The organism is Sphingomonas sp. LM7 (assembly GCF_002002925.1).
In the GTDB taxonomy this organism is placed as follows: Bacteria; Pseudomonadota; Alphaproteobacteria; order Sphingomonadales; family Sphingomonadaceae; genus Sphingomonas.
This window is the reverse complement of the sequence record NZ_CP019511.1, coordinates 1468699-1484423: the sequence shown is the minus strand read 5'-3', so window position 1 is coordinate 1484423 and position 15725 is coordinate 1468699. Positions and strand designations below refer to the sequence as shown.

The window sequence follows — 15725 nt, the reverse complement described above, 5'->3', positions numbered from 1 at the left end:
GCGCCGCATGGGTGCCCCGGCTTTTCTTTCTATCTGGCAGGACTGTCCCCACTTATGCTTACCCGACATGCTCGCACAGCAGCCCTCGGCCTGATCCTTGCCGCCACTGCGGGTTGCGCGACGGTCGGACGCGACGCGACGCCGGCGGTCACGGCGGACCTGATCCTCACCAACGCCCGTGTCTATACCGTCGAAGAGGGCCAGCCCTGGGCCGAGGCCGTGGCGATCAAGGACGGCAAGATTCTCGCGGTCGGATCGGCCGCCGATCTCGCAGCCCGCAAGGGTGAGGCCACCAAGATCGTCGATATGGGCGGCAAGTTCGTGATGCCGGCGTTCGGCGACGCGCACGCGCACCCGATCTTCGGCGGGATGAGCCATGCGCGCTGTTCGCTCCACGCCGGCAAGACAGTCGAGGACTATCAGCGCCTCATCAAGGCGTGCGTCGAAAAGGCACCGGGCAACGGCACGATCTTCGGCTCGGGTTGGAACCAGACTTTCTTTCCGCCCAAGGGCATCCCGAACAAGGCGATCCTCGACGCGGTCTCCAAGGATCGTCCGCTGATCTTCGAGTCCGACGGGCACACGCTGTGGGTGAACTCCAAGGCGCTCGAGCTCGCCAAGATCACCCGCGACACGCCGGATCCCAAGAACGGCACGATCGACCGCGACGAGAAGGGCGAGCCGATCGGCGCGCTCGAGGAATCGGCGATGGCGCTGGTCGAGCCGCTGATTCCCGCGCCGACACCCGCGGACCTCGAAGGGGCGATCGCCTATACCGCGCAGTTCTTCAACAGCCTGGGCATCACCTCATGGCATGACGCCGCCGTCGAGTGGGACAAGGACGGCACCAGCAAAGCGCTCGACGCCTATAAGGCGGTCAAGGACAGGGGCGGGCTCACCGTCCACACTGCGATGGACTGGCGCTGGAACAACGATCTCGGCTTCGACCAGCTGGCCAGCATCCTCAAGCTTTCCGCCCGCGCGAAAAATATCGGGCTCACCGCCAACGGCGTTAAGTTCTTCATCGACGGCGTCATCCCGCAGCAAACCGCCGCGATGCTCGCGCCCTATGAGGGCACCGACGTGAAGGGGGCAACGCAGATCGCCCCGGATACGCTGACCCAGGCCGTGGCGGCACTGGATGCCAAGGGCATGCAGTCTCATTTCCACGCGATCGGCGACGCCGGCGTGCGCCAGGCGCTTGATGCCGTCGAACAGGCCCGCAAGCATGACGGGGTGCGCGACACCCGGCCGATGATGTCGCACATGAACGTCATCGACCCGGCCGACCAGCTGCGCTTCGGCAAGCTTGGCGTTGCCGCGATCTTCCAGCCGCTCTGGGCATGCGACGAAGCCTATATGCGGCTGACGATGGAGCGGATCGGCCCCAAGCGCTCGAGCTACATCTATCCGGCCAACAGCATCCGCAAGGGCGGCGGGCTGATCGCTTATGGTGCCGACTGGTCGGTCGCTTCGGCCAATCCGCTGGAGGGCATCGAAGTGGCGGTGACCCGCGTCGCACCGGGCGGCAATCTGTCCCCGCTGAACGCCGGCGAAGCAGTGACGCTGGAACACGCCCTGCGCGCCTACACGCTCAACGTCGCCTATGTGAATCATCTCGAGACGCGGACTGGTTCGATCGCGGCGGGCAAGAGCGCCGACCTGATCGTGCTCGATCAGGATCTCTTCCGTATCCCGGTCACGAGGATCCACCGGACCAAGGTGCTGCTCACGCTGTTCCAGGGACGCACCGTCTTCGGAAGTCTCGACGGCACAGCACGGTGATCCGCACGCCAGCCGGTCCACTTTCCCGGATTTCGGTCGTAGGCTGGCGGGCTCGTAACTGGCGCGGGGAATGACGATGCTGAGCCGCAGGCAATTAATCGGCCAGGGCGCTGCGATGGTGCTGGCAGGGCCTGCGCTTGCCGCCGAGCGCAGCCTCGATCTCGCGCTGGTCAATGCCCGCGTCTGGACCGGGGAGGGCGCGTTCGCGACGCTGTCGGCAGTCGGGGTGATCGGCGACCGCATCGCGGCGATCGGGGCAGGGGCAGTGCGTGCGCGCAGCGGCAGCGGCACGCGCGTTGTCGATCTGCAGGGGGCATTTCTGATGCCTGCATTCATCGACAACCACAGCCACTTCCTCAAGGGCTCGCGGACGCTCACCCAGCCAGATCTGCTGTCGTCGAAGGATCGCGCCGATTTCGCTGCGCGCCTGGGCGCTGCAGCCAGGGCGCATCCGGACCGCTGGATCCTCGGGGGTGGCTGGGACGAGCAGCGGCTGGGCGGTGAACTGCCGACCAGAGAATGGATCGACGCGGCGACCGGGGACACGCCCGTCGCGGTGCCGCGTACCGATCTGCACATGTATCTGCTCAATTCGGCGGCGATCCGCGCGGCGGGGATCACCCGCCGCACCCCCGATCCCGCCGGCGGTGTCATCGGGCGCGACGCCAAGGGCGAACCCAGCGGCATCTTCAAGGACAATGCCAATCTCCTGTGGCAACGCGTGCTGCCGCCGCCCAGCGAAGCGGCGAACGAGGAGGCCCTGCGCCACGGCATCGCGCACGGACTTCGCCACGGCGTGGCCCAGGTACATATTCCCGAGATCGAATGGGAGACGCATGCCAGCCTTCAAAGCCTGCGTGCCAGAGGCGAGCCGGGCATGCGCTTCTATTCGCTCGTGCCGCTGGCCGATTGGGAGAAGATGGCAGCGATCGTCCGCGAGCAGGGCCGCGGCGACGACTGGCTGCGCTGGGGCGGCGTAAAGGCTTTGGCGGACGGCTCGCTCGGCTCGCGCACTGCGCTGTTCCGTCGGGACTATGCCGATGCTCCGGGCCAGCATGGCGTGCGCGTCACCAGCCTGGCGGACCTCCGCCGCTGGATTCTCGGCGCCGACAAGGCCGGGCTTCACGTCACCACGCACGCGATCGGGGACGAGGCGAATGACGACGTGCTCGACATCCTCGGCGAAGTGGCGCGGATCAATGGGCCACGCGATCGCCGTTTCCGGATAGAACATGCCCAGCATTGCCGACCTGCCACGATCCCGCGTTTCGCCAGGCAGAAGGTAATCGCCTCGGTTCAGCCCTATCACGCGATCGACGATGGCCGCTGGGCGGTCCAGCGGATCGGGCCGGAGCGGCTGGACGGCACCTATGCCTTCAAGTCCTTCCTTGACGCAGGCGCGACGGTGACCTTCGGGTCGGACTTTCCGGTCGCGCCCCTCGATCCGCTGACCGGCGTGTTCGCCGCGATTTCGCGCGAGACGATCGACGGCGCCAATCCGCGGGGCTGGTTGCCCGATCAAAAAGTGAGCATGATCCAGACGCTGACAGCCTATACTGGCGCCAATGCCTATGCGGGCTTTCAGGAGGACCGGCTTGGTGCGATCCGCCCGGGCTATATTGCCGACCTGACGGTGCTCGACGCCGATCTCTTCACGGTCGCGCCGGACGCCATCCCGAAGGTACAGGTCCTGCGCACCCTTGTCGGCGGACGCGAGAGGTTCGGTCCCGATGCCGTTTGAGTTTTCGTCGAAGAAGGTCACCCGATGAGCCGCTATGCACCCCGCCGTCCGGGCGACGTCGCCCGTTTCGTGCGCCGCGAGGTCCTCGGCCTCGTCACCACGCACGATGCGGATGGCTTTATCTCGACGCCGCTGCCGCTTCTCGTCGAAACGGACGATGCCGGCACGATCCACACGATCATCGGCCATTTCGCGAGGGCCAATCCGCATGTCCCCCGCGTCGAGGCTACCCCGCGGGCGCTGGTCAGCTTCATGGGGCCGCACGGTTATATCGGCCCGGCCGCGGTCTCCAAGCCGGGCTGGGCGCCGAGCTGGAACTACCAGCTCGCCCAGTTCGAAGTCGATATTACGCTGGAGCAGGACCAGGGCGACGCGGCGATCCGCGCGCTGGTCGAGGCGATGGAGGGCGGCGCCTGGGAGCCCGAACAGATGGGCGAACGCTATGCGCGCCTGGTGGCGCATGTCGTCGCGTTTCGCGCGCGGGTCGTGCACCAGATTGCCCGCTTCAAGCTCGGGCAGGACGAGGATCGCGCAACCTTCCACGAAATCGTCGGCGCGCTCGGCGACAGCCCGTTGGCGCGCGCCATGATCGAGCAGGCCGGGGACGTGGACGCGTTCGTAGCGGAAAGCTGACTCGTGTCGCCGGTTTCACTTCTGGAAGGGTAGCGCGGGCAACGCGATCGTCATGTCGCCAATCGGCTGACCTGCAAGGAAACCGCCGAGCAGCGCGCGCAGCTTCGGGCTACCGAACAGGCTGAATTGGTGCGCGGCGTTTTCCACGACGACGATCCGGGCATTGGGCAAAGTCGCCGCAATTTCCGTTGCGTTTGCAATCGGGGTTCTCACATCGAGATCGCCGACGAGAAGGAGGACCGGTATCGCGCTCCGCACCGGCGCGCGAAACGTCGTTGGCAGCGGTGCAATTTGCCACGCATCCGCCAAGTCGATGCCGGGAAAGTTGATCGCGTTGCCGAGCAGTGCGGACTCGGCTTGGTGGGCTATCCGCGCGCGCCGTTGGTCGCTGGCGCCGGATGCGAGGTCCATTGCCTGCTTCATCGCGGATTGAACGCCCATGGTGGCGCGTGCGGCATGGACGAGCTTGGCCATCGTCCGATAGTCGCCTGCAACCATTTGCCGAAATGCCGCGGGCATGCCGGCCAACGCGCGCGGATCGCCTATCGCCTGGGCGACGACCAGTTGCACGTCAAACTTGCCGATCTGGATCGTCCGCTCGGTGCGCGTCGCGGGGTTGGCGATTGCTACCGCTACGGGTGCGTGCGAGAGCGTATCCAGCACCTTGCGCATGTTGCCGATCAGGTCGGGGGCCGCGGCCCTGACGGCGATCCGGGCGAGCACCTCATCGACCTGCGCCGGCGATTTCCAAGTGTGGTCGGGACCTTCGGGACTGACGAGGACCATCCGCGCTACACCCTCCGGATGTCGCCGCAACATCACCAGCGCGAGGTGTGAGCCATAGCTGCGGCCCCAGACGATCATCTTGCCATATCCGAGCGCCTGGCGGACCGCATCGACATCGTCCGCGCTCTCTTCGCTGGTATACGCCTGAAGCGTGATGCCCTGCGCCTTCAGCCGGGCTGCTTCGCGGCGTGACGCTTCGCGAATCACGGGCAACCATGCTTCGGGCGATCCGGACTGGTCGAGCGGTAAATCGTACCGGACATCCGAAGCCAGGCTCGGGCGCGACGCGCCGGTCCCGCGTTGGTCGAAACCGACGACGTCGCCACCCATCAGCTCGAGCCACGCTGCCCCGCCTTGCCGGGCGAGGCTGAGCACTTCGTCCACGCCGGAGTCGCCCGGCCCGCCGGCAAGCAGCATATGCGCTTGTCCCGCGGCCTTGCTTGGCCGCCGCACGCGCACCACAGCGAGGTCGATAGCGCCCGATGGCTCGCGGCCGGTCCGCCGCTCCGGGACGTGTAGGATAGCGCGGGTGACGGCTAAGACAGTTCCATCGTTCGCTGCCATTGAACGTTCCTCGACGTCCCGCAATTGAGCGGCGGCGGGCATGGCGAGCGTGGCGAGCAGCAATGCCCCAAGGACAAGCAACTTCATCGCACAGCATGCCCGAGGCGCGCTTCGAGTTCCGAGCGGCGCAATTCGAGCGCCCGGAAATTTCGCTTCGCCCGCACCAGCAGGACAATCGCGACGAGGAGCAGGAAAACTCCGGATACGGTTGCAGCGTAGCTGGCCTGGCTCTGCAGGGTCGCGGCGACACATGCTGCGCCCACCGTGAATGCCGCTGCCGCAGCCGCTGCGATCCGGCCGGCGACCACGCGATGGTTCAAGAGCAGCGTGCGATGTGCCGCCAGCACCCACACGGCATACGCCCCCCAGGCGAGGTTGATGAGCAGCAGCCCGCCCAGAGCGGCGGTGGTCCGCATGGGCAGGCCGCTCTCGGTGGCGAGCAGCGAGCCAAGCACCACGCTCGCGCCGATCGCCACGAGCAGGAGCGCCAGATGCGCCGCTCGCGACCGGAACGAAATCTGCACCTGCGCGATCAGCAGGCCCGCGGCGACCGTCGCTTCAGTGTCATTCCTCATTGTGCATTCCTTCCGACATTGATTGGCGCAGCATTCCGCGCGCTCTGAACAGGCGTGATTTGACGGTTCCGACAGGCACGGCCTGAACCTCGGCGATCTGGAGAAGCGACAGGTCCTCGAGGTAAAAGAGGGTCAGCGTCTCGCGCTCGACTACCGGCAGGCTGCCCAACTGGGTTTCGAGAAGCTGGAGGCGTGTCTCAAAGGAGGCCAGCGCTTCCGGATCTGGCGCATCCGCCTCCTCATCGAGCACGTCGCGTTCGCCATATCGGACGCGCAGGCGATCCATCAGGACATGGTGCGCAACTCCGAAGAGCCAAGCACGCAGCTTTACCCCGTCGCGCAGGCGCATGATCCCGCGCAGCGCGCGCAGCCATACTTCCTGCGCCACGTCCTCTGCGATGTCGTGGCCGGCGACGCGCTGGACGTGCCGCAGCAACGGCCCCGACCAGTTCCGCACGAGTTCGTCGAATGCAGCGGGCTCGCCCAGCTGGCAGCGCACCACCAGCAGTTCGTCCCGCAGCCGGTCTTCACTATCGATCGTTTTGCCCACGATTCCTCCGTCTCTCCACGTTAGTCGAGGAAAGACGGAAAAGGTTCACGGACGGCGGCTTCAGTCCTGTAGCGTGACCGTGCGGCTGACTCGCTTGGTATCGGTGCTCCGCGTGCGCAGCTCCACCGGGCCCCGCACCGCTACCGGCCCGGCATAGATCTGCCATGCATCGCCGACGGCGCGATATTCGATGCGCAGGTCGGGATATTCGGTATTGGCCTCGAGCTTGCCATCGGCGATCCGCGCGCCTGGCGGCGTCACCCGCCACGCGATGCCTAGCCGGTCGAGCAGCGCGAACTGGACCGGCATACGCCCGGTGAACCCACGCCAGTCGGTCAGGATCGCGGCGCGATCGACGCTCGGATCTTCGAAGTTGTAGCTCTGGCCCGGACGATAGGCTGGCTCCCATGCCGGACGGTGCCACGCCCGCTCGGCAAAGGCGATCAGGCGCGGGAACAGCTGATAATCGACGCCGGTGTCGGTGCGCGTCGTCTCGCTCCACAGTTGCGCCTGGAGGCCGGTGATCGCGCGACCGTCGGCGCGGGGCGTCTTGTCCTCGATCGTCTGGGGCCGGGACTGCGTGTCGCGGATCAGCGCGGCATTGGCGGGAAGATTGTCGGTCATGAACCCGAAGACCTGGATCGTATCGACGGTGCGCGACGCCCAGTCATAGCCGCCCTCCTGCGCGTGCGGCACATAGGGCATGTCGAGATAGCCGATATCGGGCACCGACAGCACCACGTCCCAGCCGCGATTGGCCTGGACATGCGCTTCGGCCACGCCGCCGGTGAACAGCGTGCCCCAGATGTTGGTCTGCACTGCCTTTGGCATGTGCGCCGGATCGGTGTGGCCCAGTCCGTCGCTCCAGCCCGCGACCTTGAGACCCTTTGCAGCCAGCCCCTGCGAGACTCGCTCGATGAAATAGGCGCCGAGCCCTTTCGCGTCGCGGCCGGTGGAGGCCATCAGCGGCTTGCAGGCGGGGGATTCCGACCAGGCGCCGGCGGTTTCGTCCGCGCCGATGTGGAAGGTCTTGAGCGGCGCACCTGCGGTCTTGTGCATCGCTGCGATCTCGCCGACCGCGGTGTCGAGAAAGCGATAGGTCTGGTCGATGCAGACGTTCAGCGTGTTGTCGTCGTAATTCTGGATGCTGCGATAGCGCGTCGTGTCGCCGGGCTCGACGAGCCGATAGGCTTCGGCCTCCGCGCGCTTTCCGGCCGCGGCGAGCTTCTTGTAGCGCACTTCCATCGAACGGATCGCGGCGCGCGAATGGCCCGGCATGTCGAGCGACGGGATGACTTCGATCTGGCGCGCAGTGGCGGCGCGCACGATCTGGACATAGTCGGCCTGCGAGAAATAGCCGTTGACCGGTCCTTTGCCCTCGGGACCCGCGCCCAATTGCGGCAGCAGGCACGTCTGTTCCGCCGGGTCGTGGCAGCGTTTGGAGCCGATCTCGGTCAGTTCGGGCAGCGCCTTGATTTCCAGTCGCCAGCCTTCGTCGTCGGCGAGATGAAGGTGCAGCTTGTTGAACTTGTACGCTGCCATCGCGTCGATCAGCTTCAGCACCTCAGCCTTGCTGTGGAAATTGCGCGCGAGATCGATGTGCAGCCCGCGAAAGCCATAGCGCGGGGCATCCTCCACCGAGAGCGGCCGAAGCAGCCCCTTGTCGAAGAGCGCCTGCTGGGCGAGCGAATGGAGCGCATGGCTAGCACCGGCAGCGTCGGCCGAGACGATCGTAATGCCGCTACTGCTGGCGGACAGGCGATAGCCCTCCGCAGCGACGCCGGCCTTGGGATCGACGCGGATGTCGAGCCGCGGACCGGTCCCGAGATTCACGCCGGCGCGCGCCAGCCCGGCAAGCGCGGCGTTCACGTCCGCCCGCGCCACACCCGTCAGGCGCAGCGTCACGCCGCCGGTCAGGTCGATCGGCTTGCCCGACAGGATCTTGGCTTTCAGCGGCGTGGGCAGGATGGCGATGTCGGAAGGCGTGGCGGTGCCGCGCGCGGCAAAGGCGTCGAACGCACGCTCGGGTGTCTGCCACAGCGTCCGATCCTCAGGGCCGCGCGTGGCGAGCTTTGCTTCGTTCGTCATCGGCGCGACGAAGGGTAACCTCTGGAGCCCGGTCTCCGGGTCCAATACCGGTCGCGTCGCCTCGATCACGCGTGCCTGGACGCCGTTCCCGGCGATATAGAGGTTGGGCATCGGAAATGCCGTCGAGTGATGCCCGCCAATGCCCCATAGTTTTACCGTGTAGCGCTTGCCGGGCAGCAGCGCGGCGCCGGGCTTGAGCGTCAGGCGGTTGAGGTCGCCGTTGACCAGTTCGTTGCGGAAGACGTCGCTCTCTACGACCGGTAGCCGGTTTACGAAGCCAAAATAGAGCGCGAAGCCGCCGGATCCGAGATCCGCCGGCAGCTGAGCTGGCATGGTCAGCGTCAGGATGGTCAGGAAGCAGCCTTCGGCCCCGGGCGGGCAGGTAGCGGGCCGATTATCGACAATCTCGTATCGTAATCCGATGTCACGGGCGAACGCGTCGATTTCTGCCTGCGAGAGCGGAGTGGGGGTGCTGGGATCTGAGGCATGTGCCTGCGGCGCCAGCATCAACAGCGGGGCGCTCAGTAGCAGGCTCAGGAAGGCAGGTTTCCTTTTCGGCTGCATGCGGCAAACCCTCCGGGACGATTATGGACCTAATTGATCATATTTTTGTCATGACAAATCAAGCCGGTCAAGCGATGCTGTAGTTGCCCAGCTACGGAGGGGACAAGGAGATAACCATGCCACTATCGCGCATCGCCCACGTCATTGGACTTATATTGGTATTGTTGGCTCTTTCGCCGAATGCGCAATCTGCAACAAGGCCGGTAATGGTCGGCTATTTCCCCGCGTTCAAGGGGCTGGATGCACGATTGGCGACCACCCCGATCGACCACTACACGCATATCAACATCGCGTTCGCCAATCCCGACAATAGCGGCGCACTTGTACGGGATGGCAAGATGGCGTGCATGTCCGGCGGTTCCGACGGGAACGTCACGGTCGGGGCGCTGCGCGACGCGGCGAGCCGGTTGCGAGCCAAGGGCGCCAAGGTGCTGTTGTCGGTGGCCGGAGGCGTGATTCCGCAATGCTCTGGCAATTGGGCGGCGCTGCTGGGCCCGGGCAAGCGTGACGCGGTACAGGCGGCGTTGCTCGCGATCGTCGATGCCGCCAGGCTAGATGGCATCGATATCGATATCGAAGGCGAATTGCTGACGAAGATCGATCGCCAGCGTGATTATACGCCGTTCGTTGCCGCACTATCTGCCGCACTTCACACCAGAGGCAAGCTTCTGACCGTCGCTACCGCCTCTTACGAAGGCGGGATGATCCCGGTCGCCTCGATCCCCTATTTCGATCTCGTCATGCCGATGTCGTACGATGCGATCGGATCGAGCTGGGGCCAGCCGGGCACCGAGCATTCGACCAAGGCGCAGGCGGCGCGCGACGTCGCCCTATGGCTAGCGCGTGGGGTTCGGCCCGAACGGCTGGTGCTCGGCGTGCCCTTTTACGGCTATGGTTTCGGCAGCTATGCGCCCGGCAATGGATTTGCCGAATTGCTGGCCGCGCACGGCAAGGCCGCGCTGGCGGGCGATGTGATCGGCAAGGCGTGTGCGGGATGCGACTACATCACGTTCAACGCGCCCGACACCATCAGGCGCAAGTCCGAACTGGCCCGGGCGCGGGCAGGGGGCGTCATGGTCTGGGAAATGACGCAGGATACGCCGGACCAGTTGCTCGGGTCCACTATTGCGCAGGTCCTATTTAGGCGCGCGCAGCGGTCGCGAATTGACTAGGGTATACCAATATAACATCAGAGACGACGCATAGGAGAGGACCACCGGTGTCATTGATCGAGAGCATCGGCCGCCTGCAGAAGGACGATCCGACCCCGCTCTACCTCCAACTGCAAAAAGGGCTCCGCAACGCGATCGAAAATCGCTTGGTGAAGGCCGAAGCCGCCATCCCGACCGAACGCGACCTGGCCGAGGAATTCGACGTCTCGCGCATCACCGTGCGCAAGGCGGTCGACGGACTGGTGAGCGACGGACTCCTGTCGCGTCGCCGGGGCGCGGGCACGTTCGTGGTCGCGCCGCGCGTCGAGAAGAGCTTCTCGCGGCTGACCTCTTTCTCGGAAGACATGGTCTCGCGCGGACGGCGCCCGCACAGCGTATGGGTAAGCAAGACCGAAGGCGCCGTCACCCCGGAGGAGGCCCTGTCGCTCGGACTGTCCCCGGGAACCTCCGTCCACCGTTTCCACCGCATCCGCTATGCCGATGATCTGCCGATGGCGCTGGAATATTCGACGATCCCGGGCTATTGCCTGACCTCGCCTGACGCAGTGGGGGCGTCGCTCTACGAAGCGCTGGAGGCGGCGGGACATTTGCCGGTGCGCGCGTTGCAGCGGCTGCGCGCGGTCAACTTCACCGCCGAACAGGCAGAACTGCTCCATGTCGCTCGCGGCGATGCCGGGCTGTTCATCGAGCGTCGCGGTTTCCTGGTCGACGGCCGCGCCGCCGAATATACCCAGAGCTATTATCGCGGTGACGCCTACGACCTGGTCGCGGAGCTCAGTAGCCGCTGATCAGGACGCGCAATGGCCGGCGAGAAAGGCTGCGTGCGCGGGCATTTCCGCCAGCCCCTCGGCGAAGCGCTGGCGCAGCACGGTCAGGCGGCGGTCGAGTTCCTGGGCGGGCAATGCGTCGGCGATGGGGTGACGATCGCGGGGCCGCAGCCCCTGTCCCCACAGGATCGCGAACCAGTTGGTCTGACCGAAGAACTCCGCGGGCTCGTTGAGGATGTTTCCGCTGGTGCGGAACGCATCGAGGCGCGCGGACAGGCTGTCGGGCAATGGCGTCGCGCGGACATCGCGCCAGAATGGTGATTCCACACCTGACGAGACGGCGTAGTGCGCGAGCACGAAATCGCGCATCCGCTCATATTCGAGGATGCTGTCGGCATTGAACCGATCGACTACGGCCGGATCGATTCCGTTGCGGGGAAACAGCCCGAGCAGCCGGATGATCCCGGTCTGGATCAAGTGGATCGACGTCGATTCGAGTGGTTCGAGGAAGCCTCCGGCAAGCCCCAGCGCGACGACATTGCGGTGCCACAGCTTGTTGCGATGCCCCGCGGTGAAGCGCAGCTTGTTGGGGGAGGCGAGGGGTTCGCCATCGAGCCGCGACATCAGCAACTCCGCTGCCGCGTCGTCGTCGAGATACCGGCTGCAATAGACATAGCCGTTGCCGGTGCGGTGCTGTAGCGGGATGCGCCACTGCCACCCGGCCTCGCGCGCGGTAGCGCGGGTGTAGGGCGTGATCTGACCGGTGCTCGCACAGGGCATCGCGACTGCGCGATCGCAAGGCAACCAATGCGACCAGTCGCGATAGCCGGTTTCGAGCGCGCCTTCGATCAGCAGGCCGCGGAACCCCGAGCAATCGATGAACAAGTCTCCGTCGATGCGCGCACCGGACTTGAGCGCGATGCTGGTGACATGGCCGTTTTCGCTGTCGAGCGCGACATCGACGATTTCACCTTCGATCCGCGTGACGCCGCGGCCCTCCACGCGCTCGCGGAGGAACCGGGCATAGAGGCCTGCGTCAAAGTGGAAGGCGTGATTGACCGGCCCGTGGCGCGTTTCGCGGGCAAAGCGGCCCGCGCTGGCTGCCTGCGCTTCCATATTGTAGTGCCACGGATCCTCGATCCCGGCTTGCTCGATATGGCGCAGCCAATGGTGGTGGAAGCCGATGCCGGACATATCGACGCCGAAATAGCCGAAGGGGTGGAAATAGCGTTGGTCCGCGCCGTTCCAGCCGACGAATTCGATGCCAAGCTTGAAGCTGCCCTTGGTGGCGCGGAGGAACTCGTCTTCGTCGATCCGCAGCAGCCGATTGAATTCGCGGATCGAGGGCACGGTCGCCTCGCCGACGCCTACGATGCCGATCGCGTCGGATTCGATCAGCGTGATGCGATGGTCGGTGCCGCCCAGCGTGTGGGCGAGCGCCGCTGCGCACATCCAGCCCGCCGTTCCGCCGCCGACGATCACGATGTCTCGGATGCCGGGCACCGTCATTGCGACAGCGCCTTCGCCAGCGCGGCTTCGTGTGTGTCCATCGCGGTTACGTCCGCGCGGATCGCGAGGAGCTGATCGCGGAAGTCCGCCATTGCGTGCTGCTCGTCGACTCTGTCGATCTGGGAATCATAGGATCGCGGCATCAGGCCGTGACCAAGCAGGCAGGCCTGCCATTCGTCCGGCGCGAAGCTTTCCTGATTATATTCGCTGATCATGCCGCGGGCGCCAAACAGGCCGATCCTGGCATCGAGCTGGGCGGAGCGCGGACGGGCGCGAGCGGCGCCCCAGAAGGGCTCGTCGCGCAGGTTGAGCGCGTAACGCACGGCCTCGAAGTCCCGCAGCCGCGCGTGCCAGGCGGCGAGTTCCTCGTTGTAGATGTCCGCCTCGGGCATCGCATCGCTGCGGACCGGGAACAGCGCGACGAGGTGCGTGATCGCGATCTGGAGCCGGTGGAGACCGGTTGCTGCCAGCGGCTCGGAATCGCTGGCGAGCGCCACGACATTGCCTGCCCAAGGACGCAGGTTTTCGCTGGCAGTCAGCGGCAAGAACAGCGGTTCCGCAACGAGTGGCACGCCAAGCAGCGTCCTGGCTTCGTCGTCGGCCATCTCGGCGCTGTCATAGCAAACGACGACAGCGGTGCGATCCTGCAACGGCATAAGCGCCGACCAGCCAGCATGATGGGCGACGACGCGGCCGTAGAGCGGCAGCGGGCGAAGCGGGGGGCCCGACGCCAGCATCAGCCGGTTGCAGCTCGAAATCGAGGCATCGGCGAGACCGCTATCGCCGAACGCGGACCGCACTGCCTGCGCTTCGCTGGCATCAACATAGAGATCTCCCGCCACCGAACGACCGTCGGACAGCCGGATCGCGGAGACCGCCCTACGCCCGATGACCGCGGCCGGAGAGCGATCGGGGGTGATCGTCACGCCCGATCGCACAGCCTGCGCCCGCAGCAGCGCCGCATAACCCGCCGCGTCTAGGTGGTAGCCATAGGCCGTCGCCGATACCCCCGGCGCATCGGCGGTACGAATACGCCCGCTGCGCGCCGCGACGGCCTCGCGGCTGAAATGCTCGAACTGCGCCGGCAGACCCGCCTGCCGCGCCTTGATCCAGAATTGCATGAACGGTTGCGTGGCGACCGGGCGACCGACGGGACCGTAGCAGTGCAGGAAGTCGTTCTCACCGCCGCCAAAGCCGAGATATTGCCGGCCCAGCGTCAGCGTACCGCGACCGGCGCGCAGCACTTCGGCCTCGCTCAGGCCGAGCAGCGTATGGAAGGCGCGCAGGTTCGGCAGGGACGCCACGACCTGATGTGCCGCTACCTCGCCGGGAGTCTCGATCCACTCGACTTCCATCCCGTCGCTGCCAAAGGCGCGGCGCAGCGCGATCGCCGCCATTGCCGGCGCGATGCCATGGCCGATGACGACGACGCGGCGAAGCTTCATGCGGCGGGTCCGGCTGGGCAATAGCGCGTCACCATGGCGGTATGATCGGGCATCGCACCTGCCGCGGAGGCGATCACCGCGCGTAGTTCGTGCATGCGTTTGGCGAGCACTGCGTCGGGTATCAGGTCGGCGATGACGTCATGCGCTGCGGGCTCGACGCCCTGGCCGATGAACACCGCCTGCCAGCTCGGCGGTCCGAACAGCCCGTCTCGATATTCGCGGATGTGTCCGCGATGCCGGAAACGCTCGATCTTGTCGGCAAGGCTGTCCGGGATCGGCATAGCGCGGCAATATCGCCAGATTTCGGCATCGTCCCGCTCGGTGGCGTGATAGTGTAGAATGAGGAAGTCGCGGATGCGGTCATATTCGACATCCATCACGCGATTATACTCGGCTGCGAGCGCAGGATCGATGCCGCGCCGATCGGGCAGCAGCGTCAGCAGGAAGGCGACGGCCATCTGGACGAGATAGATGCTGGTGGACTCCAGCGGCTCGAGGAATCCACCGGCGAGGCCCATCGCGATAATATTATGGTTCCACGCCTTGCGCCGCTTGCATGCCTTGAACCTAAGCGGCCGCGGATCGGCCAGGGGCGCACCATCGAGCCGCGACAGCAGCAGCGTCGCTGCCTCGTCGTCGGACAGGAAGGCACTGGCATAGACATAGCCGTTGCCGGTGCGGTGCTGGAGCGGGATCCGCCATTGCCAGCCGGCTTCGACTGCAGTCGAGCGCGTATAGGGCGTCAGCGCACCGGCGCGCTCGCACGGCACCGCCATCGCCCGGTCGCAGGGGAGCCAATGCGACCAATCCTCGATCCCGGTTGCGAGCGTCTGTTCGATGAGCAGGCCGCGAAAGCCCGAGCAATCGACGAACAGGTCGCCCTGGACGACATCGCCCGCTTCGAGCGTCACCGATGCGATATCGCCGCTTTCGGGATGTTGCGCGACTTGGGTGATCTTGCCTTCGATCCGCTTGAGCCCGCGTGCCTCGGCCCAGCCGCGCAGATAACGCGCGTAGAGCGAGGCATCGAGATGATAGGCGTGCGAGAACGCGGATCTGGGATCCGCGGGGTCGCTCGCCGCGAAGCCGAAGCGGTTCTGCCATGCCATGACGATCGGCAGGCAATAGTCGGACAGCGGCCCGGCGGTCTCTCGCGCGCGCAGCCAATAGTGGAAGAACTCGGCTTCGCCGATCGGGCGGCCGAAATTGCCGAAGGGGTGGATATAGCGGTTGCCGATCTGTCCCCAGTCGACGAACTCGATGCCCAGCTTGAAGGTCGCCTGGGTCGCCGCCATGAATTCGGCTTCGTCGATGCCGAGGAAGTCGTTGAAGTCCTTCATCTGCGGCAGCGTCGCTTCGCCGACGCCTACCGTGCCGATCTCCTCGGATTCGATCTGCCGAACGTCGTACCGCGCGGGATCGAGCTTGCTGGCGCACGCCGCCGCGCACATCCAGCCCGCCGTGCCGCCGCCGACGATTACGATCCGGAAGGGTCCCGCCATTACCCGGTTCTAGCAAATGTGCCGGCGGGGGCCAGCCACGGCCG

At 65.9% G+C, this 15725-nt stretch carries 12 protein-coding genes; 5 read left to right on the top strand and 7 right to left on the bottom strand.

The genetic code is table 11. The features are described 5' to 3' along the window. The first annotated feature begins 54 nt into the window (after nt 1-54). The 3 genes from BXU08_RS06780 to BXU08_RS06770 all read left to right on the top strand — a co-directional run bounded on the left by BXU08_RS06780 (nt 55) and on the right by BXU08_RS06770 (nt 4159). On the top strand, nt 55-1785 hold the full coding sequence (locus tag BXU08_RS06780) for an amidohydrolase (RefSeq protein ID WP_077509365.1): 1731 nt from the start codon (nt 55-57) through the stop codon (nt 1783-1785). 70 nt (nt 1786-1855) lie between these two features. Further along, entirely contained in the window at nt 1856-3526 is a 1671-nt protein-coding gene (locus BXU08_RS06775) for an amidohydrolase (RefSeq protein ID WP_253190532.1), read from the top strand. Nucleotides 3527-3550: 24 nt separating this feature from the next. Further along, complete coding sequence (locus tag BXU08_RS06770; protein WP_077509364.1) at nt 3551-4159, top strand: FMN-binding negative transcriptional regulator; 609 nt, start codon at nt 3551-3553, stop codon at nt 4157-4159. A 15-nt stretch (nt 4160-4174) separates the two neighbouring features. On the opposite strand, the gene BXU08_RS06765 is transcribed toward BXU08_RS06770, so the two are convergent. From BXU08_RS06765 to BXU08_RS06755, 4 genes are read right to left on the bottom strand one after another with little or no spacing between them, the layout of a single operon-like run. Next, complete coding sequence (locus BXU08_RS06765; RefSeq protein WP_171982447.1) at nt 4175-5596, bottom strand: alpha/beta fold hydrolase; 1422 nt, start codon at nt 5594-5596, stop codon at nt 4175-4177. After that, nucleotides 5593-6084 carry a hypothetical protein gene (locus tag BXU08_RS19990; protein ID WP_171982446.1) on the bottom strand — a complete coding sequence of 164 codons (492 nt, stop codon included), beginning with the start codon at nt 6082-6084 and terminating at the stop codon, nt 5593-5595. Before BXU08_RS19990 ends, BXU08_RS06765 begins: the two co-directional genes overlap by 4 nt. Beyond that, nucleotides 6074-6634 (bottom strand): RNA polymerase sigma factor, encoded by a 561-nt coding sequence (locus BXU08_RS06760; RefSeq protein ID WP_216352905.1) that lies wholly within the window; start codon nt 6632-6634, stop codon nt 6074-6076. The genes BXU08_RS19990 and BXU08_RS06760 overlap by 11 nt, the downstream gene beginning before the upstream one ends. Before the next feature lie 60 nt (nt 6635-6694). Then, nucleotides 6695-9286 (bottom strand): family 20 glycosylhydrolase, encoded by a 2592-nt coding sequence (locus BXU08_RS06755; RefSeq protein WP_077509362.1) that lies wholly within the window; start codon nt 9284-9286, stop codon nt 6695-6697. Between the two features lie 116 nt (nt 9287-9402). Between BXU08_RS06755 and BXU08_RS06750 the strand changes: the two genes are divergently transcribed. Further along, complete coding sequence (locus BXU08_RS06750) at nt 9403-10458, top strand: glycosyl hydrolase family 18 protein (protein ID WP_077509361.1); 1056 nt, start codon at nt 9403-9405, stop codon at nt 10456-10458. A gap of 47 nt (nt 10459-10505) precedes the next feature. After that, entirely contained in the window at nt 10506-11246 is a 741-nt protein-coding gene (locus tag BXU08_RS06745; protein WP_077509360.1) for a GntR family transcriptional regulator, read from the top strand. On the opposite strand, the gene BXU08_RS06740 is transcribed toward BXU08_RS06745, so the two are convergent. Genes BXU08_RS06740 through BXU08_RS06730 form a run of 3 tightly spaced genes read right to left on the bottom strand, consistent with a single transcriptional unit; the run spans nt 11247 to nt 15681 of the window. Continuing rightward, nucleotides 11247-12734 carry a tryptophan halogenase family protein gene (locus tag BXU08_RS06740; protein ID WP_077509359.1) on the bottom strand — a complete coding sequence of 496 codons (1488 nt, stop codon included), beginning with the start codon at nt 12732-12734 and terminating at the stop codon, nt 11247-11249. Next, complete coding sequence (locus BXU08_RS06735; RefSeq protein WP_077509358.1) at nt 12731-14179, bottom strand: tryptophan 7-halogenase; 1449 nt, start codon at nt 14177-14179, stop codon at nt 12731-12733. Before BXU08_RS06735 ends, BXU08_RS06740 begins: the two co-directional genes overlap by 4 nt. Further along, nucleotides 14176-15681, bottom strand: coding sequence for a tryptophan halogenase family protein (locus tag BXU08_RS06730; RefSeq protein WP_077509357.1), 1506 nt, complete (start codon nt 15679-15681; stop codon nt 14176-14178). The genes BXU08_RS06735 and BXU08_RS06730 overlap by 4 nt, the downstream gene beginning before the upstream one ends. Nucleotides 15682-15725: the final 44 nt, after the last annotated feature.

Bases quoted from the DNA above. Each gene is read 5' to 3' on its own strand.
- BXU08_RS06750 (WP_077509361.1), top strand. From the start codon at position 9,403: ATGCCACTATCGCGCATCGCCCACGTCATTGGACTTATATTGGTATTG.
- BXU08_RS06755 (WP_077509362.1), bottom strand. From the start codon at position 9,286: ATGCAGCCGAAAAGGAAACCTGCCTTCCTGAGCCTGCTACTGAGCGCC.
- BXU08_RS06770 (WP_077509364.1), top strand. From the start codon at position 3,551: ATGAGCCGCTATGCACCCCGCCGTCCGGGCGACGTCGCCCGTTTCGTG.
- BXU08_RS06765 (WP_171982447.1), bottom strand. From the start codon at position 5,596: ATGAAGTTGCTTGTCCTTGGGGCATTGCTGCTCGCCACGCTCGCCATG.
- BXU08_RS19990 (WP_171982446.1), bottom strand. From the start codon at position 6,084: ATGAGGAATGACACTGAAGCGACGGTCGCCGCGGGCCTGCTGATCGCG.
- BXU08_RS06735 (WP_077509358.1), bottom strand. From the start codon at position 14,179: ATGAAGCTTCGCCGCGTCGTCGTCATCGGCCATGGCATCGCGCCGGCA.
- BXU08_RS06775 (WP_253190532.1), top strand. From the start codon at position 1,856: ATGACGATGCTGAGCCGCAGGCAATTAATCGGCCAGGGCGCTGCGATG.
- BXU08_RS06740 (WP_077509359.1), bottom strand. From the start codon at position 12,734: ATGACGGTGCCCGGCATCCGAGACATCGTGATCGTCGGCGGCGGAACG.
- BXU08_RS06730 (WP_077509357.1), bottom strand. From the start codon at position 15,681: ATGGCGGGACCCTTCCGGATCGTAATCGTCGGCGGCGGCACGGCGGGC.
- BXU08_RS06780 (WP_077509365.1), top strand. From the start codon at position 55: ATGCTTACCCGACATGCTCGCACAGCAGCCCTCGGCCTGATCCTTGCC.